Consider the following 21,904-nt stretch of genomic DNA (forward strand, 5'->3'; position numbering starts at 1 on the left):
GGGCTTTTTTCGTTCAGAACGGTGGCGTGAATCAGTCTCTGGCGACGACGGTGTTTCTTCCGCGTTGCTTGGCCTGGTAAAGACGTCGATCCACGAGATCAACGAAGGACAGTCGCTCGTCGCCGTGCATCGGCAGCACCGTCCCGACGCCAATACTGACGGTCACCGCCTTGCTGGCCATGGAGCGTTCGTGCGGTATCCACTCTTGCACGAGTAGTTGCTGGCATCGTTCGACTACGCGCATGGCGGAATCTGCATCTGTTTCCGGCAGCACCAGCACAAACTCCTCGCCGCCGAACCGGGCCAGAAAATCGTGCGTGCGATTCACCGCCGTACTCAACACGTTGGCCACCAGCTTGAGGCAGTAATCGCCCTGCAGATGCCCGTAGTGGTCGTTGTATTGCTTGAAGTAGTCGATATCGAGCATGACCAGCGACAAGGGCTTGCCGCTGCGTCGTGCATTGGCCCACTCTTCTTCAAAGACGGCGTCGAAGCGGCGCCGGTTGGCGATCCCGGTCAGCCCGTCCTTGAACGACAACGCCTCCAGCTCGCGTTGCAGGTCAAGTAATCTCTGTTCGGTACGCTTGCGCTCGCTGATGTCGAACATGAAACCGACCAGCGAATCCACCGAGCCATCGTCATTGCGAACGACGTGCACCACGTCGCGAATCCACACGTACTCGCCGTTCTTGCACAACGCGCGGTAATCGGCCTCGTGATTCACGCCGGCTTTGGACTGCGCCACGCAAAATGCCACGGCCCAGTCCCGATCCTCTGGATGCATGCGATCGGCCCAGTCCTGCACGCTCACCCAGCTCGACGGCTCCCAGCCCAACAGTTCCTCGATCTGTGGACCAACATAGGCAAAGGCCATGGTGTTCCAATCGATCTTCCATGGAATGGCCTTGGTCGACTCCAGCAAGGCCTTGTAGACCGTGCCCTCGGTATCCTCGATCCCCGCCGCGCTATTCCGGGCGCTATCCAGCACTTGTGATGACATGGTTTCCCCCCTGGGCCTGATGCCGCCTGATGGCTAGCCGTAACCGATCAGGCACGACAGCCGGGGGAACCGTCAACTGTCATTGCACTCGGTTTGCCGAGATCAGTCGCCAGGCGCGCAGTGGGTGCGCATAACGTCGACGTCTTCCTGGTCGGACAGCACTTGATTCGCCTTGATAACCTGCCGGCGAGTCCGGCCATTGCTGGCTGATGGAGGCACTGGCTGGCCGTGGCATAGCTTGATGCCTCGATGCGGGCTCTATCGGCCCATGATTCGCCGTCGCGAAAATCATCTGCCCGGCCATGCGCAAGTCGCCGTCCTTGGCGGGAGGGGCCTGACTCCTTGGCGAGTCGCAAGTATTTGCGATTGCACGCCCGGCGTCAACACGCTCCCCATCGAGCCCTTGGAAACGAAAACGCCCGGCAGGTCATCCCGGCCGGGCGTTTCAACACAGGCAACAGCCCGATCAGCGCAAACCGGTTTCCGCGCGTGCGATCACCAGGCGCTGGATCTCGCTGGTGCCCTCGTAGATCTCGGTGATCTTGGCGTCGCGGAAGTAGCGCTCCAGCGGCATCTCCTTGGAGTAGCCCATGCCGCCGTGGATCTGCACGGCCTGATGGGCAATCCACATCGCGGCTTCGGAGGCGGTGAGCTTGGCCACCGAAGCCTCGGTACCGAAGCGTCCACCATTCTTCTCCGCCTCGCCCTTGGCCCAGGCCGCGCGCAGCGTAAGCAGGGTCGCTGCGTCCAGCTTGCACTTCATATCGGCAATCTTGGATTGCGTCATTTGGAACGTACCGATCGGATGGCCAAACGCCTTGCGGTCGCGCGACCACTGCAGGGTCGCCTCGTACGCGGCGCGGGCAATGCCCACCGACTGCGAAGCGATACCGATACGGCCCGCATCGAGTACACCCATCGCGATGGAGAAGCCCTTGCCCTCGTCGCCGAGCAGGTGGTCCTTCGGCAGCACGTAGTCGGTGAATTCGATTTCGCAGGTGGCCGAGGCGCGAATGCCGAGCTTGGGCTCGGTCTTGCCGGCGTGGAAGCCCGGCAGCTGGGTATCGACGATGAAGGCCGACACACCCTTGGCGCCGATGCCCGGCGTGGTGATGGCGAACAGGATGATGTAGCGCGCCACAGGGCCGGAAGTGATCCAGCTCTTCTTGCCGTTGATGACCCAGTCGCCATCGGCATTCTTGATGGCACGGGTATGCATGGCCGACGCATCCGAACCCGACTGCGGCTCGGTCAGTGCGTAGGCGCCAATGGCATCGCCCTGCGCGATCGCGCGCACATATTTCTGCTTCTGCGCTTCCGTGCCGTGCTTGAGGATGCCGTTGCAGAACAGCGAGTTGTTGACCGACATGATGGTCGAGGTAGCGGCATCGGCGGCGGCGATCTCGATGACCGCCAGCACATAGGCGATCGGGTCCATGCCCGCGCCACCGTACTCAGTCGGCACTTCGATACCCATCAAGCCCAGCTGCCCCATCTCGCGGATGTTCTCCAGGGGAAACTCGCCCTTGGCATCCAGTTCGGCAGCGACCGGCATGATGCGCTTGTGGGCAAAATCGCGGGCAATGGACTGAATGGACAGTTGGTCTTCGGTAAATCGGAAATCCATGGACTACTCCGGAACTTGAGCAAGCCGGCTATTTTAGCCCGGCGAGCGTGACGAGCTTTGTGCGGGTGCAGCAAGAACCTTTACTAAATGCAGGAGCGCACCCTGTGCGCGATGAGCCTGCGCAGCGGTGGCGCCGCGGTCGCGCGCTGGGTGCGCTCCTGCATAGTTAGGCAAGGGTTCTTCTTGACGCATGGCACGCAGGAGCCTAGCCTTACGCATCTCTTTATCGCGATATAAGGATGCTAGATGGACTTGGCCACCGCCTCCAGCGTGCTGCGCCTGCTGGCGGACCCGACCCGTGTGCGCTTGCTCGCCCTGCTCGAACGCGAGGAACTCACCGTGGCCGAGCTGGCTGCCGTGTTGCATCTGGCGCAACCACGCGTGTCGACCCATCTGGCCAAGCTCAAGGAAGCCGACCTGGTTCGCGATCGCCGCGCTGGCGTATCGGCTTATTATCGCGCCAACAACGAAAGCGAGGAACAGCAGCAGGCGCTGCTGAAGTCTCTGCGCGACAGCATCAATGACGCCCTGCTGCGCGAAGACGCCGCGCGTTTGCCCAGCGTGCTGGCCCAGCGCGCACGCTCGGAAGGCTGGGCCGATACCGTGGCGGGCGATATGGAACGCCACTACTCACCCGGTCGCACCTGGGAGACGCTGGCGCGCTCGCTGCTGCAGCTGCTGGAAACCGGCGATGTACTGGATATCGCCTCCGGCGACGGCATCACCGCCGAGCTGCTCGCCCCCCATGCACGCTCCATCGTGTGCGTGGACAGCAGCGAACGCGTGGCGGAAGCGGCGGCACAACGCCTGAAACCCTTCGCCAATGTCGAAGTTCGCCACGGCGACATGCATGCCTTGGACCTGGGCGACCGACGCTTCGACCTTGTCCTGATGCTGCACGCCCTCACCTATGCAGAACAGCCCGCCAAAGCCGTGGCTGAGGCCGCACGCCTCCTGCGTTCCGGTGGTCGACTGCTCGCCGTCACGCTAGGCACGCATGACCACCGCGCCGTGGTCGAGCCCTTCGATCACCTCAACCTTGGTTTTTCTGCCGACGAACTGGGCGGCTTCGCCCGTTCGGCCGGACTGGATGTACTGAGCTGTACCCGGCTTAGCCGCGAACGCAAGGCACCTCACTTCGAAGTGACCAGCCTGCTCGCGCGCAAGCCATAAATCGAGAATCCCCATGAGTATGCTGCCCTGGCTACACCCCGAACGCGTCGCCCTGCTGGAGCGCCTGCTGCGCGAACGCATCCTCATCATCGATGGCGGCATGGGCACCATGTTGCAACGTCATGAGCTCGACGAAACCGCGTTCCGCGGCGAGCGCTTCGAGGCGGGTCACGACAGCGCGCATGCGCACGATCATCCGGGCAGTTGCGACCTCAAGGGCAACAACGACCTGCTGACGCTGACCAACCCGGACATCATCCGCGGTGTGCATGAGGCCTACCTCGAAGCCGGCGCGGACCTGGTCGAAACCAATACCTTCAATTCCACGCGCATCAGCCAGGCCGATTACCATCTCGAACATCTCGCCTATGAGCTGAACCTGGAGGGTGCACGCCTGGCGCGCGCCGCCTGCGACGCGATTGAAGCGAAGACGCCCGACAAGCCCCGTTTCGTCATTGGCGTACTCGGCCCCACCAGCCGCACGGCATCGCTGTCGCCGGACGTGAATGACCCGGGCTTCCGCAACGTCACGTTCGAGGAGCTGGCCCTCAATTACACCGAAGCGGCAAGCGGCCTTATCGAGGGTGGCGCCGATATCGTCATGGTCGAGACGATCTTCGACACACTCAACGCCAAGGCGGCGCTGTTCGCCGTCAGCGAGCTGTTTCATCAGCGCGGCACCCGCGTCCCGGTGATGATCTCCGGCACCATCACCGATCGTTCCGGTCGCACTTTGTCGGGCCAGACCGCCGAAGCGTTCTACTACTCCGTGCAGCACGCGCGCCCGCTTTCCGTGGGCCTCAACTGCGCGCTGGGCGCTGCCGACCTGCGTCCGCACGTGCAGGTACTGGCCAACGCCGCCAGTTGTTTTGTCAGCACGCATCCGAATGCCGGCCTGCCCAACGCGTTCGGCGAATACGACGAAACGCCCGAGCAGATGGCCTCCGTGATTGGCGGCTTCGCCCGCGATGGCCTGCTGAATCTGGTCGGTGGCTGCTGCGGCACCACGCCCGCCCATATCAAGGCCATCGCCGATGCGGTGCGCAATTGCGCGCCGCGCGCACTCTCTTCTGACCATTCCAAGGCTGCCTGAGCTCCGATGATGCCCCGTCACACCCGTCTCTCCGGCCTTGAACCGCTGGTCATCACGCCTGACCTGCTGTTCGTCAACGTCGGCGAGCGCACCAATGTCACCGGCTCGGCGCAATTCAAGAAGCTGATCAAGGAAGATCGCTACGAAGAAGCTGTGGACGTCGCGCGCCAGCAGGTCGCCAACGGCGCGCAGATCATCGACGTCAACATGGACGAAGGTTTGATCGATTCGGAGGCGGCGATGACGCGCTACCTCAATCTGATCGCCGCCGAGCCCGACATTGCCCGCGTACCGGTGATGGTCGACTCCTCCAAGTGGACGGTGATCGAGGCCGGCCTGCGCTGTCTGCAAGGCAAAGGCATTGTGAACTCCATCTCGATGAAGGAAGGCGAAGAAGTCTTCCTCGAACACGCGCGCAAGGTGCAGCAATACGGCGCCGCCGTGGTCGTCATGGCCTTCGACGAGCAGGGTCAGGCCGACACCTGTGAGCGCAAGGTGGAGATCTGTTCGCGTGCCTACGAGCTGCTCACCTCGCGTCTCGATTTCGCCCCCGAAGACATCATCTTCGACCCGAACATCTTTGCCATCGCCACCGGCATCGAGGAGCACAACAACTACGCTGTGGACTTCATCGAAGCCACGCGCGAGATCAAGCGCCGCTACCCTGACACGCATGTCTCCGGCGGCGTGTCCAACGTGTCGTTCTCGTTCCGCGGCAACAACACGGTGCGCGAGGCGATCCACTCGGTCTTCCTGTATCACGCGATCCAGGCCGGCATGGACATGGGCATCGTCAACGCCGGCGCGCTGATGATCTACGACGACGTACCCGAAGAGTTGCGCGACCGCGTCGAGGACGTGGTGCTCAACCGCCGACCCGACGCCACCGAACGCCTGCTGGAGATCGCCGAGAAGTTCAAGGCGAAGAAGGGCGAAGTCGTCGTCGAGAACCTTGCATGGCGCGAGAAGTCCGTGCGCGACCGGCTTAGTCACGCGCTGGTGCATGGCATCGACCAGTTCGTCACCGAGGACACCGAAGAGGCACGCCAGCTTTCCACGCGCCCGCTGGACGTGATCGAAGGACCGTTGATGGACGGCATGAACGTGGTCGGCGACCTGTTCGGCGCCGGCAAGATGTTCCTGCCGCAGGTGGTCAAGTCCGCCCGCGTGATGAAGAAGGCCGTGGCGTACCTGCTGCCGTATATCGAAGAAGAAAAGCTTCGCACCGGCGACATGGGCAAGAACAACGGCACCATCGTCATGGCCACGGTCAAGGGCGACGTGCACGACATCGGCAAGAACATCGTCGGCGTGGTGCTCCGCTGCAACAACTTCGAGGTGATCGACCTCGGTGTGATGGTGCCGGCGCAGAAGATCCTCGACGCCGCGCGCGAGCATAACGCCGACATCATCGGTCTCTCCGGGCTCATCACCCCATCATTGGAAGAGATGAGCCAGGTCGCACGCGAAATGCAGCGGCAGGATTTCCACGTCCCCTTGCTCATCGGCGGCGCGACGACATCACGCGCCCATACCGCGCTGAAGATCGAACCGCATTACAAATCGCCCACCGTCTGGGTCAAGGACGCCTCCCGCGCCGTCGGCGTGGCGCAGTCGCTGGTCAGCAAGGACCTGGTCGACGCGTTCATGACCAAGATCCGCGCCGAGTACGCTGAAGTACGAGAACGTCATCGCAATCGCGGCCCCGGCAAGCATTTGGTATCTCTGGAAAAGGCACGCTCCCAGCGGTTCACTGGCGACTGGGCGAACTACCAGCCGCCGCAACCGCGCCAGCCCGGCATCACCGTATTCGACGATTACGATCTCGCCGAGTTGCGGCCGTATATCGACTGGTCGCCGTTCTTCAACGCCTGGGAACTGGCCGGACGCTATCCCGCGATTCTCACCGACGAGATCGTTGGCGCCCAGGCCAGTGAACTCTTCCACGATGCACAGACCATGCTGGACCAGATCATCGCCGAGCGCTGGTTGACCGCGCGTGGCGTGATCGGTCTCTGGCCCGCCGCGCAGGCGGGCGATGACACCGAGGTATATACCGCCGACGGCGAGAAGCTCGCGACGCTGCATCATCTGCGCCAGCAGGTGGACAAGCCGGTCGAGCGACCGGATTTCTCGCTGGGCGACTTCATCGCCCCCAAGGGCAACGGCCAGCAGGACTGGATCGGCGGCTTCGCCGTCACCGCCGGCATCGGTATCGAGCAGCACGTGAAGCGTTTTGAAGCCGCGCATGACGACTATTCGTCGATCCTGCTCAAGGCGCTGGCCGACCGCCTGGCCGAAGCCTTCGCCGAGCGCATGCATGAACGCGTGCGGCGCGAATTCTGGGGCTATGTGCCCGATGAAACCCTCGATAGCGAAGCACTGGTCAACGAAAAGTATCGCGGCATCCGCCCGGCCCCCGGCTATCCGGCCTGCCCCGACCACACCGAGAAGCGCACACTGTTCCAGATGCTCGATGCCACCCGCAACACGGGCATCGAACTCACGGAAGGCTTCGCCATGTACCCGACCGCGGCGGTTTCCGGCTGGTACTTCTCACACCCGGACAGCCAGTATTTCGTGGTCGGACGCCTCACCCGCGAACAGGTCGACGACTATGCCAAGCGCAAGGGCTGGACGCGCGAGGAAGCCGAACGCTGGCTGGCTCCCAACCTCGACTACGACCCGGAGTGAGGCCCCCTCACAGGTGCCTCAGCAGTCACACCTCGCTCTCGACCAGCGAACGGCGCTTCACCTCGCGCATATGCACGACAAGGTTGTAGACCGAAACAAACGACGGGAAAAAGTTGGAAAGAATGCCGACCGAGTCGTTCTTGCCAAAAATGAAGTAGGACAGCAGCAAGGCACTGCCGATCACCGACAACCACCAGAATGACAGTGGCATCACCACCCGTTTCAGCTTGCGCGTGTAGTAGAGCTGCACAAACCAACGGCTGGTAAACATGACCGAGCCGAGGAAGCCGACGATCTTCCAGGGGGTGAACTCGAATCGTTGCAGGGACTCGAGGATGTGGGTGAATTCGTGCTGTAGGAAGTCCATGAGCCAGGGCCGCCGAGGAAAACGGAGCATTGTACCCATTCACCTTTCAGTGAACTGCCCTGCGCGACGATTTTTCCGGCCCTGGCCTTGACCCCAAGCCCCGTCCCCCGTATATTAGCGCGCTCTCGGCGGGCGATTAGCTCAGCGGTAGAGCACTGCCTTCACACGGCAGGTGTCGCAAGTTCGATCCTTGCATCGCCCACCACCGAATAAGTCCTTGATAAAGGGACAAGAAAGGGACCCAGAGATGGGTCCTTTTTCGTTTGTCCCGTCTGAGGAACGTGCACAAATTACATGGCCCATTCACAACGGGCAATGTGCACGGAAATGCAATGCACACTGATGATATGTGCACGCCCTACCCTAACCCTTTGTTTCCTCTTGCCTGATGCCTGCCTAGTTGAGGCAGGGGCACAATCCCATGTGCCCTTCGGCTGCGCCTCAGCTCTACCGCTGAGCTAATCGCCATAATTGAGGAAACACGCCCAGGTTTGCTTAGGGGTAGCCCCCGGGGGATAGGGGGTGCCTGCTATAGATGCATTAGGGCTAAGATTTTTCTAGGGGAAATCTGGGGGACAAGGGATGGGATCGCTTCGCTTCCACGATGACGTGCAGAGGGAGAGCCGTGCCCTTATGGTCGAGTACGTCCGACCATGGAAGATCAGCACGCTGCTGATCGGCATTGCTCTACTCGTCGCTGGCTCGTACTTCTATCAAGCACCAGACTGGGACATTCCCATCAGCTTCATCATGGCGTTTCTTGCTTACCTCACTGCTCCCTGGAGCTTACGAGTCATCCTTGAGCGTAAGTGGAAACTCTGGCCAGCGATGCTCTTTGCCACTTGGTTTACGGTCGATGGGTGCTATGCCATCTACTGGCACTTCAAGAACCCTATAGCTCTCGAACAAATGCGAGCTGCAAACTTCCCAGCCTCCGTTGCTCTCTATGGCACGTGCGGCATTGGTTGGCTTTACAGGGGTAGCCTTTCCGAGCTTCTGTCCGAAGTGTTGACGCATCTATCAGCAATGAGAGTGCGAAAGCAATGAGCTTCGTGGCAAGGCAGCAGTGCAAGAACTGATAGCCACAGAATGCCTATCTGGCTGAAAGAACACTGGGGGAGTGCATGAATCTCACAATAGGAACTTATCTCTTCCTGTTCCTCTCTGGACTCATCTGGGCGAGCGCTGAGGATGCTCACAACTCGCTGAGCAAGGAATTGAGCGAACACCACGATCTATCACCGCAGTACAAAAGACTTAAGAAGATTCATAGGGCATCAGTGTGGTCAGCATTCCTAACAGTGATCCTTACTTTTGCCGCGTTCTTTGCCGGAATGTGGAACGAGAAGATTCTCGTCTTTGGCCCAGCCATCATCTGCGCAATCATCGGCTTTGGAGTTGGAGAGCGTGCTCTGACAACTGATGCTAAACGCTCCCTTGGGAAGGTTGGCTTCTTCGTTGTCCCCTTGGCATTCTGGATTCTCGTCTGGATAAGAAGGTGAGCATTGATGGAAGGATGCTCTGTAGAGAGGTTAAATGTCTCCAATGCAAACCACGCCAGAAAATCACTCAGGCTCAGCAATGATTAGAGGAAGCGAACCCCCGACTATCAGTCGCCTAACCGCCCTCATGGCGGCTGGATATCAACTCGATATGCGAACAACGATGGAGGTAGGTGACACCATCTGGTTAGAGCATCCGTCCCATAAGCGAGTTGATGCTAACCAACGCACCCTAATGCTTCATGAGGATGGGTATGTAAGCGGCATGATTCCATCTAAAGGGGAGCAGCTTAGGATCGCCCCTGTTGATAGCTCTGCCTTCCAAGCATTGATCTCTTCTACCCCGAGGCCCACATGGCTTGAGCAACATGGACCGAAGTTCAGTCACGTCTTTTGGACAGTAGTTGTATGGTCATTGCTCCTTGGTTTCGGCTTTACGTTCTCACGTCTTGCTCTGTGGGTTCTGCATCTTCTTGGACTGAGTAGCAGCTCTAATTGAAAGCATGCTCTCCAGGTCAGTGCACCTGATCATTCTTAATAAACAATTCTACTTAACGGTGCTGAGAGGGATGCCTTCCTTCAGGTGTCGCAAGTTCGATCCTTGCATCGCCCACCAATAGATTTAACGACTTAGGCCACCTCACAAGGGTGGCCTTCTTCGTTGTAAGTGCATGGTGAGTGCGCGCGCAGACCAGCCCCCATTCCCCTCCCCCAACGAGGTCCACCACGTATGGCTGGCAAAGCTCTGGCAGGCTTTTATCACCGAGGACGCCAGCCAGGGAGTCGCCCTGCCCGCGCTGATGGCGAACAACGAAGATCGCCCTGACCTGCCCCAGGTTTCCAGCGCGACGGCCATTCCACGCCGACTCCGTCGCACTGAACTCCGCTGCCTTACTCGACACGCCGAAAGAAACGGGAATCCGGCAAGACTGAGGCGTATTTCAAGATGCGGGGTGGTCTGGCGCGAGCACTTGTATGCCAGCCGGGCTAAGCGCAACCTGACTATTCGTCCAAGCGGCCCCGCTTACCGCGCGCCGTTCGACTCAGGTGCTAGATGCCTGCAAAGCGTTGGTGTCGTAAGCACGCGGGCTCACAAGGAGGCCGACGATGGAAGCGCAGAACATTCGGAAGGCCCTTGATCGTCATTGGGCTGCATCCGCTTCCGGCGATCTGGATGCCGAGCATGACATTTATCACGAGGATGCGGTGTGCGAGTACCCGCAGTCAGGCGAGGTCATCCACGGTCGGCGTAACCTGCAAGCGCTTCGTAGCCACCACCCAGGCAAGCCATCGGGGTTTGCGATACGGCGCATTACGGGAGAGGGCAATCTCTGGGTTAGCGAGTACGTCATTAATTACGAAAGTGGTCGCGCCTACACCGTGAGCATCATGGAGTTTCGCGATGGCAAGGTGGCGCACGAGTCTCAGTACTTCGCCGATCCTTTCGAAGCTCCTTCCTGGCGTGCCCAATGGGTCGAGCCAGTCGCATGAACCTCAGCAACCCACATCGCCCACTCTGCATGGCATGCGACGATAGCGTGCAGTTCACATAACGTCCATCGACATCAACTGGTGACGAGCGTAGCGTCCACGTGATGGCGAGGCGCGGAATGAAGAACGCGTGGCGCACGTGGCGCCAGCCTCCCGTTGGAGGACGTATGAACGAAGCAAATCGAGGCGCCGTGCGCGAGCTCAGTCATTTCATCGACGGTCGACGCGCCGCGGGTGCGAGCGGACGGTTTGGTGACGTATTCGATCCGGCACAAGGCCGCATAGCGGCCCGCGTGCCGTTCGCCAATGCCGGTGAAGTCGCCGCCGCCGTCGCCGCTGCGAAAGCCGCGTTCCCGGCCTGGAGCGAAACCCCGCCGCTGACACGCGCTCGTCTGATGTTCAAGTTCAAGGAGCTGCTTGACGCGCATCTGGACGAACTCGCCGCGCTGATTACGAGCGACAACGGCAAGCTGCTTGCGGATGCGAAGGGCGAGGTGGTGCGCAGTATCGAAATCGTCGAATTCGCGTGCGGCATTCCGAACCTGCTCAAGACCGATTTCACCGATCAGAGCTCCGCCGGCATGGATAGCTGGAATCTGCGTCAGCCGGTCGGCGTGGCCGCGGGCGTCACGCCGTTCAATTTCCCCATGGTGGTGCCGTGCTGGATGTTCGTGATGGCGGCCGCGTGCGGCAACACGTTCGTGCTCAAGCCCTCGGAGCGCACACCATCCGCATCAATTCGGCTGGCCGAGCTGTTCCTGGAGGCGGGCTTTCCCAAAGGTGTATTCAATGTCGTGCAGGGTGACAAGGACGCCGTCGATGCACTGATTCAGCACCCCGATGTGGCCGCGATATCTGTTGTCGGCTCGACGCCGGTCGCCGAATACATCTACAGCGAAAGCGCAAGGCACGGAAAGCGCGTGCAGGCTTTGGGGAGTGCGAAGAACCACTTAGTTGTCATGCCCGATGCCAATCTCGATCAAGCCGTCGACGCGCTGATCGCCTCGTCGTACGGCTCGGCCGGCCAGCGCTGCATGGCGACCTCAGTCGGGGTGGCGGTAGGGCGTATTGCCGATGAACTCATCGAACGCCTCGCGCCCCGCGTGCGCCAGCTCAGGATCGGCGGCGGCATGGAGCCCGATTTGGACATGGGCCCCCTGGTCACCGCAGCGCATCGCACCAAGGTGCTGGGCTATATCGACGCGGGCGTCAAGGCAGGCGCCAAGCTCGTCGTCGATGGCCGTGGTCACACCGTGCCCGCTCACAAAGAGGGCTTCTTTCTCGGCGGCACGCTGTTTGACGACGTGAAGCCCGACATGAGCATCTATCGCGAAGAGATTTTCGGGCCGGTCCTGTCGATGGTCCGTGTGCCGGATCTTGCCAGTGCGATAGCACTCGTCAACGCGCATGAACTGGGGAACTGCTCATCGCTATTCACATCCGACGGAGGAGCGGCCCGCGCATTCTCCCGGCAGATTCAGGTAGGCATGGTGGGCATCAATCTGCCCAGTCCGGTGCCGGTGGCCTGGCATTCGTTCGGAGGCTGGAAGCGATCACTGTTTGGCGATCAGCACGCGTATGGCCAGGAAGCCGTGCGTTTTTACACACGCTACAAAAGCATCATCCAGCGCTGGCCTGACAGCATCGCCAAAGGCGCGGAGTTCGCGATGCCCGCGGCCAAGTAGGCCGACGCGAGCGTTGCCACGCCGCTGTTCCATCCGATTCTGAGCGGGCTAACGAGATGTCCGCTTGCGGACCCGTCCCTCTGCCCCACCCGCCCCAGCCTTGGCACCCGCCCAGCACCGTATATACAAGAGCGTGGCTACTTCTCGTTGGCGGCCATGTTTTTTCGAATGATCTGAGCCACTTGTTCGTCGGCGTGCGACAACTGCTGCTGATAAACGTCCGTACTGAAAGCGGGCTTCTTGGGTACCTCATGAGCTAGCTTCGGGCCGCTCTCGTCATGCAGGTCCACTTTCACATCCAGAGACATACCCACGCGTAATGGGTCCTGGTCGAGCTGCTTGGGGTTGGTGAACACCACGCGTACGGGCATGCGCTGCACGATCTTGATCCAGTTTCCGGTGGCATTTTGCGCGGGCAGCAATGAGAAGGCACCACCCGTCCCTACGCCGAGTTCCAGCACTTTGCCGTCGTACTTGACCGCGTGACCATAGATATCGGAAGTCACTTCCACCGGCTGACCGATACGCATGTGAGCAAGTTGGGTTTCCTTGAAATTCGCGTCGATCCATACCTCGTGCAGCGGGACGACCGCCATCAAGGAGGCGCCAGGCTGCACGCGTTGGCCGACCTGTACGATGCGTTTGGCTACGTAGCCGGTTACCGGTGCCAGCAGGGTCGTGCGTACCTCAGTGAGGTAAGCGGCGCGATATTGAGCGGCAGCGGCTTTGACATCCGGATGCGACATGACGACGGTGTCGTCCACCAGCACCTTGTTCGTCTGCAGTTGCTGCTCGGCCGTGGTAAGCGAGCTTTCAGCAGCGGTCAGCGTATCTTTCGCGTGGGAAAGTTCTTCCGCCGAGATGGCGCCGGCGCTGACCAGGTCGACGCGACGATCGTAGTCTTCCTTCGCTTTTTGCAGTGCCGTCTGCCTCACCACCACATCGGCCTGCGCACCCGACACGGTGCTGTACAGGCCACGCACCTTGCGCACCGTGTTGGCAAGATTCGCCGCTGCATTCTCCAGGGCGACATCCGCGTCCGCCTTGTCAAGCGTGACCAATACGCCACCCTGCTCTACGAAGTCGCCATCATCGGCACCGATGCTGACCACGGTGCCGATAATCTGCGGCGTGATCTGCACCACGTTGCCGTTGACGTAGGCGTCGTCGGTACTTTCGTACCAGCGACTTGCCAGCACATACCAGACAACATAGCCGATGACGCCGACGAGGACACATGCACCCAGGATGCGCAGCATGAATTTGCGGCCATTCTTCTTCGGTGGCACGGCTTCGTTGGCATCCGAAGGGATTTGAGTAGACATGATGGCTGCCTCAAGACCGATGATGGATAAGAGCCGGAGAGTTCGCATCGGCGGCGACTTTCGACGGGTCTGGAACGGTCTGGCCCGGGCGGAAGCCGCCACCGAGCGCCTGAATGATTTGTACCGAATAGTCGATTTGTTGCGCATGCAGCGCGGCCATGCGCTCTTGATCGATCAGCAGCTGCTGGCGCACGATGAGCGCCTCCAGATAGCTTCCGACGCCAGCCTTGTAGCGTTTTTCGGCTAGCGTCCAGGCGTCGTCAGCCGCCGAAGTTGCGCGCTTCTGCGCGTCGATCTGCACCTGCAGCGAGGTAAGTGCATCGTTGAAGTCGCAAACTTCGTTGACGGCGCGCACGAGCGTGCTGTTGTAATGCGCCACGGCCAGATCGTATAGCGCATCCTTGCCGTTCAAGTTCGCGCGGCGGCGACCGCCATCAAAGATCGGCAGGCTGATCGCCGGGCCTACCTGATAGAAGCGAGACTCTGCTGTAAAGAGATTGCCCCCGCCGAGCATCACCAGGCCCGCCATGGCACTGATATTGACGTTGGGGAGGAACTCGGTCTTGGCCGCGGCGATTTCCTTGCCGGCCGCCTCTACACGCCAGCGCGCGGCAACGAGGTCGGCGCGATGTCCCAGCAGCTCGACCGGTAGATCCGCTGGCACACGCAATGCGTCCGGTGACATCAGCTGCGGGCGGGCGATCGCCAAGCCGCGATCGGGGCCTTTGCCCAACAGCACGGATAGCGCTGAGCGTGCCGCATCGATCGCGCGGTCCGCCTGTGCTTTTCGCTCTTGTGCACCGGCGACTTCCGCATCGCTCTGCTTCAGCTGTACTTGACTATCGATACCCGCGCTGAGGCGTTTTTGCGTCAGCTTGAGCACGTCCGTGGCGCGACCGAGCTCCGCCGATGCGACATCCTGTCGGGCGTAGGCGTAGCCCAGCTGCACGTATGCGCGCGCGACGTTGGCAGACAGTTCGATACGCGCAGCTTGCGCGTCGACTTCCTCAGCGCGCTGCTGCCCGAGAGCGGCCTCCCAGGCAGCCCGCTTGCCACCCCAGAGATCCAGGTCCCAGGTGAAGCGGGCGTAGACATTCTTCGCTGTGCGGTTGTGACCCTTGCCAATCGGTGGCAGCGTAGTCGGCACGCGTACTTCGTAAATGCCAGCCCCTGTGTTCACTTCCGGTTTTCGGTCAGCATCGGCCTCGGATGCCTCGGACTGCGCCTGGCGCGCTCGCGCGTCGGCTTCCGCGAGGCTCGGGTTGTCATGCAGGGCCTCGGCAATCAGCACATTGAGCTGACCGTCGCCCAACGAAGTCCACCAGTCTGCTTCGGGCCATGCGGCGGGTGACAGCTTTACGTTCGCAAGGGTGCGCGTGGTCGCGAGGGAGTCGGGGCTGATGGGGGTGCCGTCCGGATGCAGCCCGCCGCTGGTCGCACAGCCAGCCAGTGCGAGTGTCAATCCGACCGACGCTGCCACTGGAACAACACGCATGGGTTTGGCCTCGGTGAGTAAGGTGGACCTATCGAATCGTGCGCAATCAGTACTTTCGCTTTCAGCTCATCTGGGCCCAATTCATCATGCCGCTCCCGCCCCGACGTCTACATCCCTGCTGGGATGCGTGACCCAAATCAGCGGAATAATCAGGACAAAGATGATGGCGGACACCCAAAAGACATCATTGATACCGAGCATGGCCGCCTGCGCACCCAACCCGCGCTCAACGAGGGCGAGTGCATTGGACGCACCGATCGAGAGGGTTGACTGCGTCTGTGCAATCGCGTCCGTGAAATTCGGGTTGTAGCCGCTCACCTGTTCGATGAGTCGCGCGTGATGCAGGATCGTGCGGTTGTTCCAGCTGTTTGCCAGTAGCGATGTTCCAACCGCACCCGCGAACACTCGCACGAAGTTGGATAGGCCCGCGGCGGAGGGGATCTTGTCGGGCGGAAGGCCCGACAAGATGATCGCAGTCAACGGCACGAAAAACAGGGCGGTGGGAATACCCTGTAGCAGGGTTGGCAGGATCAATGTGTATCGATCGATATCGGTGGTATACAGCGAGCGCATGAAGAAGACGATGGCAAAGCCGACGAAGGCCATCGTGGCCAATACGCGTGCGTCCATCTTCATCATCAACTTGCCCATCATCGGTGCAAGAATCACGGCGAAAATGCCCAGCGGCGCAGTCACCAACCCCGCATCGACGGCCCGATAACCGAGGTACACCTGGATCCACTGCGGAAGGAGCACCAGGTTCGCGAAGAAGATCGCATAGGCGACGGAGATGGCTATCGTGCCCCCGAGGAAGTTGCGTCCGGCGAAAAGCCGTAGATCGACGATCGGCTTGTCTTCGGTTAGCTCCCACACCACGAAGAACGCCAGGCCGATCAGTGCGATCACGCCAAGCACACAGATGACCGGTGAGTTGAACCAATCCAGATCCTTGCCCTTGTCGAGCATGATTTGCAGCGCGGCGACCCACACGATCAGGGAAAGCAGCCCGACCGTATCAATCGGCAGGCGACGAGTCGCCGTCTCACGGTGGCGATAAATCATCCACACCGCCGCGGCAGCGAACAGGCCGACCGGTACGTTGATATAGAAGATCCACGACCAGCTGTAGCTGTCGGTAATCCAGCCGCCCAACGCCGGGCCGACGATAGGGCCGACCGTTGCCGTCATGGCCCACAACGACAGCGCGCTACCACTCTGGTCTTTTGGAAACGTGGTAAGCAGCAGGGCCTGCGACAACGGTATCAGTGGACCCGCGGCCACTCCCTGTAGCACGCGCGCCGCCAGCAACACCGAGAGGCTCGGTGCCAGGCCGCATAAGGCAGACGCAATCACGAACAGCAGAATCGCTCCCGTGAATAGCTTGACCTGGCCAAGGCGTTGAGTCAGCCAACCCGTGAGCGGAATCGACACCGCGTTGGCGGCGGAGAACACGGTGATCACCCACGTTCCTTCATCTACCGATACGCCAAGATCGCCTGACAGGGTGGGAATGGCGACGTTGGCGATGGAGGCGTCGAGCACGTTCATGAACGTGGCAAGCGCCACGGCGAAGGCGCCAAGTGCAAACCGCATACCCGTTAGCGGGGCCGGGGCCGGCGCCGGTATAGTGGAGGGAGCGGATGAGTTCATGGGAATCCGGCTCGGCGATCTAGCTGTCAATGCAGCGTTTGGCGGGTTACCTCCGCGGTGGCTGGGGCCCTAACCCATCCCATGGTTCTGTAGCGGACATGCCTAACTTGTCATCCGCATCCCGAGGCTGGGCCCGTCGCAGCTCGCGCCGCGAGAGTTGCCTGCTAGCAGACTCTGTCGTGAACGCCTCTTCTCTGATTGATAGAGCGTCAGCGCATGCGCGCCACGTCGATTCCGAGGCCGCGACCCGACGTTTAACTCATCACTTGATGCCTCGCACCTGCACGGAGGACTGACCATACCGTCAGCCGATTTCAATCCTTCCGTGCCAGCAAGTCCATAAGACGAAGGTGTCGATGGGTGATTTTCGCGAGCTGGGGACTGACTCGAATTTGAGTCAGCGTCAGGCGTTCTCGCTGCCTGCGTCAGACGCGCAATCACTGCCGGAAACCTCCAGAATGATTGGCTTGGAAGCTCGGCCGCCATGCGCACCTGCACCCAGGTAGACAAGGTCACCGCGCCTGCCGCTCCATTGCCCGGTATTCGCGTATCTGATCGGCAAAACCTTGCGATCACGTGCCCTTTGCGCCACCGAGCACGATGCGCACCGTGTGTACTTGCTCGTCTTCGACGAGGAGAATGGGCGAGATCGCAGAAGGCAAGACGGTACCGTCAAGTTCGGCCAGCGCGACGCCGCGACAAACCCCGTCGGGATTCTCTATCGTGATGTCATAACGGGTGATCCGCGACGTCGGTCCTCGGTGCCGATAAGTCATGCTGAAACCCGGCCAGGCGGCAGGTATGCACGGATCCAGTAGCAGCGAACTCCCCTGTCGCCGGAAGCCGAGAATGGCGTCCATCCCCGCGCGATATAGCCAGCCCGCCGAGCCCGAATACCAGGTCCAGCCGCCGCGCCCTATGTAGGGATCCACCGAATAGACGTCCGCACAGGACACATAGGGCTCGACCTTGTAGCGATCAACGGCTCGAGGCGTATCGCTGTGGAGGATCGGGTTGAGCATGTCGAACATCGCCATGGCGCGATCCCCTTGCCCCAGCTTCGCATAGGCAAACACCGACCAGGTGGCGCCATGGGTGTATTGCCCGCCGTTCTCGCGGATACCCGGTGGATAACCCTTGATATAGCCCGGGTTATCACGGGTTCGATCGAACGGAGGCGCCAACAGCAGTGCGATTTTTTCCTTGTGCATCACCAGATGGCGATCAACCGAGTCCATGGCCTTGGCGGCATGTTCAACAGGCGTCGCGCCGGCGATCACGCTCCACGACTGGGCGATCACGTCGATCTTGCATTCATCGCTTTCATGCGACCCAAGAGGCGCACCATTGTCGTAGTAGCCGCGCCGATACCACTCGCCGTCCCATGCAACGTCGCTCACAAGCACCGCGTGCAAGCCGCTGGCGTAGCGCCGCCATGCCTCGACTCGATCCGAGTCGCCGCGCGCCAACGCCAAGGGTTCGAAGGCTGCCATGGTGGCGAGCAGGAACCACGCCAGCCAGATGCTCTCGCCTCGCCCCTCGGCGCCCACCAGGTTCATGCCGTCGTTCCAATCACCCGCGCCCATCAGGGGCAGTCCATGGGCGCCCTGGGTCAGGCTTGAATCGATGGCGCGCGCGGCATGTTCGTACAGGCTCGCCTTCTCATTCGACGTGCCGGGCTGAAAATAGGCATCGGCGTCGCCCGGCTTGATCGGCGGACCATCCAGAAAAGGCAGGGCCTCGTCCAGCACGGCCGCATCGCCCGTGGTGGTGACGTAGTGTGCGGCCACATGGGGAAGCCAAACGCGGTCGTCGCTTATGTGTGTGCGGACGCCCTGCCCCGCCGGCGGCAACCACCAGTGCTGTACATCGCCCTGCACGAACTGCCGTCCCGCGGCCCGAAGCAGATGCTCGCGAGCAACCTTCGGGCAGGCGATGCACAACGCCATCGCATCCTGCAGCTGGTCTCGAAAGCCGTAGGCACCGCTGGATTGGTAGTAGGCCGTCCGTGCCCACATGCGGCAGACCAGCGCCTGATACAAAAGCCAGTCATTGAGCATGACATCCATGGCGCGACTGGGTGTGCGCACCTGCACGGTGTCGAGTACTTCATTCCACTGTTCGCGCACCTCACCCAGCACGGCATCCAGATCCGCCTGGCGATATCTCTCGATCAGCGCCGAGGCGGCATCGTCCGAGCTGGCCTCGCCAAGCATGGCCGCGAGGTCGATTTGCTGGCCAGCTGCGAGCTCTACGACAGTCTGCAGCGCGCCGCAAGGCGAAAGTCCGGCGCCGGTCCGCTCCTCCAGTCGCGCGCCAGCGGCGAGCGCGACGGGACGGGCGACGGTTCCATAGCGTCCAAGAAAGGCCAGGCGATCAGCGGTGCCTGCGCAACGCTGACCCGCAAGATCCACGAAGGCCACCCTGTCGCCAAAATCAGCCCGCCACCGGTTGCGGGCCAGTAAAGCGCCCGTGGCCGGATCGCGCGATGTCGTCACGAAGGGTGCGGCCACCGCGCCGTTGGCACCCAACGCCCATTCGACATACAGGGTGATCGACAGGCGCCGTCGCTGCGACGACCTGTTGTGCAGTTTCAGCTGGGACAGTTTGATCGCATCGCTGGGTGGCACGAACTGGAACAGATCGACACCCATGCCATGGGCCTCATGGCTGAAGCGGCTGAAGCCTTTGCCGTGCTCTACGGCATAGCTTGCTCCCGACACGCGGATCGGCGAGGGCGTAGCGCTCCATAACTCACCGCTGTCCTCGTCGCGCAAATAGAGTATGTCGTGAGGGGTGTCGCTGACCGGATCGTTGGGCCATGGCGTCAGGGTGTTCTGCTGACTGTTGGTCGACCAACTGTAACCACCGCCCTCGGCCGATACGAGAAAGCCGAACTCGGGATTAGCGATGACGTTGACCCATGGCAACGGTGTGCAACGATGATCGTCGAGCGCGATGGCATAGCTCCGACCCGAGGCGACGAAGGCGCCGACGCCATTACCGAACTCAGGTCCGTCAGCGGCGATGGATGCGCGAGCATCATCCTTGCCCGGAACAGATTTGCCATGCTTATGGGACCGATCACCGCTCGGCAAGCCGAGGATCACTCGCGACGCCGGCTCAGGCAGTCCTTGCGATGCGTCAAGCACGATGCGCGCGACGGCCAGCAGGCCCATTCGCAGGGCATCAGATACGTTTTGCCCGGCCAAGGCGAAGGCCTGGGCCGGCGCGGCACCCGCCGTGCCGGCGAGGTGCGTGTTCTGCGCCTTCGCCTGCTGCTCAAGCTCGGCAAACCATGCGTCAGGTTTGGCGTCACCGGCATCGAGCAGGACGACATCCACGCCCAATCGGCGGGACTGCCAGTAACGTTGAGCCCGCAGCAAATCGGACACGCAAGCACGCGCCGATTCGCCCTTGATGTGCAAAAGCACGATGGGCCGGTCGCCCGAGATGCCAACGCTCCAAAGCACGGGAGCCCCACCCTGGGCGAGTTCCAGCACGCTGGGTGGAGCCCTCCATGGGTTGCATGCATACAGCACAGCGCCGACGAGGTGGTCATAGCGCGCCGCTTGCCCAGAATCGACGCCGAGGTATCCAAGACCCGCAAGATGGGATGCCTCCGCGCAGGCGATGAGCTCATCGGTTGATTGCCGCTTCCGCGACGATGACAGCAGGTCCAGCACCGCCTCTCGCGAGTGGGCGATCGCCGTCATGAAGGACACCGTGGCGGTGTCGCCAGGAGGTAGCTTCACCGACCGGCGCAAACTGAAAATCGGGTCGAGTACACAGCCATGCGTTCCAGATAGCGCCTGCCCGGGCTGCATGGCCACGGCGTCACGTAGCGTGCGCCCGCGACCAAGAAAGCGCATGCGATCGGTCTCGTATTCGCAGTCCCGATCCGTCGTCGCGGCGACGTACGCCAGGTGCGCTGCCCAGACCTCCTGTTCGCCTGTAGAGCGTCGACGTCGCGTAGCGAGCAGCAGCTGCTCCTGTGGCAGCCATTCGGTTTCGACGAACATTTTGGAAAAGGCCGGGTGGGCCGCATCGGCACCTGCCGGACCCAACACCAGCTCCAGGTAAGACGTGAGGCTGATCCGGCGCGGACGATCTCCCTTATTGGTCAGCGTGACGCGGCGCCATTCAAGATCCACATCGGGCTCGACCACGATCTCGAGCGAGCTGAGCAACGCATCGTGCTGGTGGCCAATGCGCACATGACTGCCCGATAACTCAGTCGTATACGGTTCGGGCCCCGCATTATGCGGCTGAAGACTGGCGGACCATGCGTCGCCACTTTCCTCATCACGCAACAGTACGTAGCTTCCCCATCCGTCGCCAACCGGATCTTCGCGCCATCGGGTCACCGCGACATCACGCCATTGGCTGAAGCCAGAGCCGGCGGCACTCACGGCCACGCTGAGGTTGCCGTTCGTCAGCAACTGAACCTGTAGCGCGGTATCGAGGCGTGATGGCGGGTGGACTGACATGCAATGCGGACGCTGGGGTGCGACCGAAATCGACCAGTGGGTGGCCCTCGCTCGCGAGCATACTGGCAACGCCGCGTAATGCTTCGTGAAATCGACGAGGGTGGCATGGCGGTTCCAGCATCGAGGCAACCAACAAGCTTCCGTTACCTTTTTCTACACGCAGCACATGCACCCCGTCGCGCCATGATCGGATTCTCCCGCCATGCCTATGGCGATTCACGCTCCCCATGGAGGCAGTTGGAGCTCACCCCGGGGGCCAAGTTTTTTTCGCCCTTGACGCAAGATATTCCGACTTGCCGAAGCCCGCGAGAA

General features: G+C 61.3%; 14 protein-coding genes and 1 tRNA gene. 8 read left to right on the forward strand and 7 right to left on the reverse strand.

Annotated elements, in window-relative coordinates; genetic code table 11:
* Positions 1 to 31 precede the first annotated feature (31 nt).
* Both OUZ30_RS12605 and OUZ30_RS12610 read right to left on the reverse strand, forming a co-directional pair.
* Positions 32 to 1,000 carry a GGDEF domain-containing protein gene (locus OUZ30_RS12605; RefSeq protein WP_266182659.1) on the reverse strand — a complete coding sequence of 323 codons (969 nt, stop codon included), beginning with the start codon at positions 998 to 1,000 and terminating at the stop codon, positions 32 to 34.
* Positions 1,001 to 1,466: 466 nt separating this feature from the next.
* Positions 1,467 to 2,627 (reverse strand): acyl-CoA dehydrogenase family protein, encoded by a 1,161-nt coding sequence (locus OUZ30_RS12610; RefSeq protein WP_266182660.1) that lies wholly within the window; start codon positions 2,625 to 2,627, stop codon positions 1,467 to 1,469.
* Positions 2,628 to 2,873: 246 nt separating this feature from the next.
* On the opposite strand from OUZ30_RS12610, the gene OUZ30_RS12615 reads away from it, so the two are divergent.
* The 3 genes from OUZ30_RS12615 to metH are packed head-to-tail and all read left to right on the forward strand — an operon-like array spanning position 2,874 to position 7,587.
* The gene (locus tag OUZ30_RS12615; RefSeq protein WP_266182661.1) at positions 2,874 to 3,800 is read left to right on the forward strand and encodes an ArsR/SmtB family transcription factor; all 927 of its coding nucleotides are present in this window, start codon (positions 2,874 to 2,876) and stop codon (positions 3,798 to 3,800) included.
* A 13-nt stretch (positions 3,801 to 3,813) separates the two neighbouring features.
* Entirely contained in the window at positions 3,814 to 4,893 is a 1,080-nt protein-coding gene (locus OUZ30_RS12620) for a homocysteine S-methyltransferase family protein (protein ID WP_266182662.1), read from the forward strand.
* A 6-nt stretch (positions 4,894 to 4,899) separates the two neighbouring features.
* Complete coding sequence (metH, locus tag OUZ30_RS12625; RefSeq protein ID WP_266182663.1) at positions 4,900 to 7,587, forward strand: methionine synthase; 2,688 nt, start codon at positions 4,900 to 4,902, stop codon at positions 7,585 to 7,587.
* 25 nt (positions 7,588 to 7,612) lie between these two features.
* On the opposite strand, the gene OUZ30_RS12630 is transcribed toward metH, so the two are convergent.
* A complete protein-coding gene (locus OUZ30_RS12630; protein WP_266150430.1) occupies positions 7,613 to 7,954 on the reverse strand; it encodes a lipid-A-disaccharide synthase N-terminal domain-containing protein in 342 nt (113 codons plus the stop codon).
* A 130-nt stretch (positions 7,955 to 8,084) separates the two neighbouring features.
* On the opposite strand from OUZ30_RS12630, the gene OUZ30_RS12635 reads away from it, so the two are divergent.
* The 5 genes from OUZ30_RS12635 to OUZ30_RS12655 all read left to right on the forward strand — a co-directional run bounded on the left by OUZ30_RS12635 (position 8,085) and on the right by OUZ30_RS12655 (position 12,632).
* Positions 8,085 to 8,159, forward strand: a tRNA-Val gene (locus OUZ30_RS12635).
* A 428-nt stretch (positions 8,160 to 8,587) separates the two neighbouring features.
* Positions 8,588 to 9,001 carry a hypothetical protein gene (locus tag OUZ30_RS12640; protein WP_266182664.1) on the forward strand — a complete coding sequence of 138 codons (414 nt, stop codon included), beginning with the start codon at positions 8,588 to 8,590 and terminating at the stop codon, positions 8,999 to 9,001.
* Positions 9,002 to 9,078: 77 nt separating this feature from the next.
* Positions 9,079 to 9,456: a hypothetical protein gene (locus OUZ30_RS12645; protein WP_266182665.1), complete on the forward strand. Its 378-nt coding sequence runs from the start codon at positions 9,079 to 9,081 to the stop codon at positions 9,454 to 9,456.
* A 1,107-nt stretch (positions 9,457 to 10,563) separates the two neighbouring features.
* A complete protein-coding gene (locus OUZ30_RS12650; protein ID WP_266182666.1) occupies positions 10,564 to 10,947 on the forward strand; it encodes a nuclear transport factor 2 family protein in 384 nt (127 codons plus the stop codon).
* A gap of 167 nt (positions 10,948 to 11,114) precedes the next feature.
* Positions 11,115 to 12,632 carry a CoA-acylating methylmalonate-semialdehyde dehydrogenase gene (locus tag OUZ30_RS12655; protein ID WP_266182667.1) on the forward strand — a complete coding sequence of 506 codons (1,518 nt, stop codon included), beginning with the start codon at positions 11,115 to 11,117 and terminating at the stop codon, positions 12,630 to 12,632.
* A 137-nt stretch (positions 12,633 to 12,769) separates the two neighbouring features.
* On the opposite strand, the gene OUZ30_RS12660 is transcribed toward OUZ30_RS12655, so the two are convergent.
* From OUZ30_RS12660 to OUZ30_RS12675, 4 genes are all read right to left on the reverse strand, one after another.
* The gene (locus tag OUZ30_RS12660) at positions 12,770 to 13,957 is read right to left on the reverse strand and encodes an HlyD/EmrA/EmrK family protein (RefSeq protein ID WP_266182668.1); all 1,188 of its coding nucleotides are present in this window, start codon (positions 13,955 to 13,957) and stop codon (positions 12,770 to 12,772) included.
* 10 nt (positions 13,958 to 13,967) lie between these two features.
* On the reverse strand, positions 13,968 to 15,452 hold the full coding sequence (locus OUZ30_RS12665) for an efflux transporter outer membrane subunit (RefSeq protein WP_266182669.1): 1,485 nt from the start codon (positions 15,450 to 15,452) through the stop codon (positions 13,968 to 13,970).
* 84 nt (positions 15,453 to 15,536) lie between these two features.
* Positions 15,537 to 17,045, reverse strand: coding sequence for a DHA2 family efflux MFS transporter permease subunit (locus tag OUZ30_RS12670; protein WP_266182670.1), 1,509 nt, complete (start codon positions 17,043 to 17,045; stop codon positions 15,537 to 15,539).
* A 629-nt stretch (positions 17,046 to 17,674) separates the two neighbouring features.
* Positions 17,675 to 21,592, reverse strand: a complete 3,918-nt coding sequence (locus tag OUZ30_RS12675; protein WP_266182671.1) for a GH36-type glycosyl hydrolase domain-containing protein — start codon at positions 21,590 to 21,592, stop codon at positions 17,675 to 17,677.
* Between the last annotated feature and the right edge of the window lie 312 nt (positions 21,593 to 21,904).

The sequence above is a fragment of the Dyella humicola genome (assembly GCF_026283945.1).
In the GTDB taxonomy this organism is placed as follows: Bacteria; Pseudomonadota; Gammaproteobacteria; order Xanthomonadales; family Rhodanobacteraceae; genus Dyella; species Dyella humicola.

What these genes read in the sequence shown, in the direction of transcription:
- OUZ30_RS12630 (WP_266150430.1), bottom strand. Translation starts at nt 7,954, where the DNA reads ATGGACTTCCTACAGCACGAATTCACCCACATCCTCGAGTCCCTGCAA.
- OUZ30_RS12645 (WP_266182665.1), top strand. Translation starts at nt 9,079, where the DNA reads ATGAATCTCACAATAGGAACTTATCTCTTCCTGTTCCTCTCTGGACTC.
- OUZ30_RS12655 (WP_266182667.1), top strand. Translation starts at nt 11,115, where the DNA reads ATGAACGAAGCAAATCGAGGCGCCGTGCGCGAGCTCAGTCATTTCATC.
- OUZ30_RS12660 (WP_266182668.1), bottom strand. Translation starts at nt 13,957, where the DNA reads ATGTCTACTCAAATCCCTTCGGATGCCAACGAAGCCGTGCCACCGAAG.
- OUZ30_RS12610 (WP_266182660.1), bottom strand. Translation starts at nt 2,627, where the DNA reads ATGGATTTCCGATTTACCGAAGACCAACTGTCCATTCAGTCCATTGCC.
- OUZ30_RS12605 (WP_266182659.1), bottom strand. Translation starts at nt 1,000, where the DNA reads ATGTCATCACAAGTGCTGGATAGCGCCCGGAATAGCGCGGCGGGGATC.
- OUZ30_RS12620 (WP_266182662.1), top strand. Translation starts at nt 3,814, where the DNA reads ATGAGTATGCTGCCCTGGCTACACCCCGAACGCGTCGCCCTGCTGGAG.
- OUZ30_RS12650 (WP_266182666.1), top strand. Translation starts at nt 10,564, where the DNA reads ATGGAAGCGCAGAACATTCGGAAGGCCCTTGATCGTCATTGGGCTGCA.
- OUZ30_RS12665 (WP_266182669.1), bottom strand. Translation starts at nt 15,452, where the DNA reads ATGCGTGTTGTTCCAGTGGCAGCGTCGGTCGGATTGACACTCGCACTG.
- OUZ30_RS12670 (WP_266182670.1), bottom strand. Translation starts at nt 17,045, where the DNA reads ATGCGGTTTGCACTTGGCGCCTTCGCCGTGGCGCTTGCCACGTTCATG.
- OUZ30_RS12615 (WP_266182661.1), top strand. Translation starts at nt 2,874, where the DNA reads ATGGACTTGGCCACCGCCTCCAGCGTGCTGCGCCTGCTGGCGGACCCG.
- OUZ30_RS12640 (WP_266182664.1), top strand. Translation starts at nt 8,588, where the DNA reads ATGGTCGAGTACGTCCGACCATGGAAGATCAGCACGCTGCTGATCGGC.
- OUZ30_RS12675 (WP_266182671.1), bottom strand. Translation starts at nt 21,592, where the DNA reads ATGTCAGTCCACCCGCCATCACGCCTCGATACCGCGCTACAGGTTCAG.
- metH (WP_266182663.1), top strand. Translation starts at nt 4,900, where the DNA reads ATGATGCCCCGTCACACCCGTCTCTCCGGCCTTGAACCGCTGGTCATC.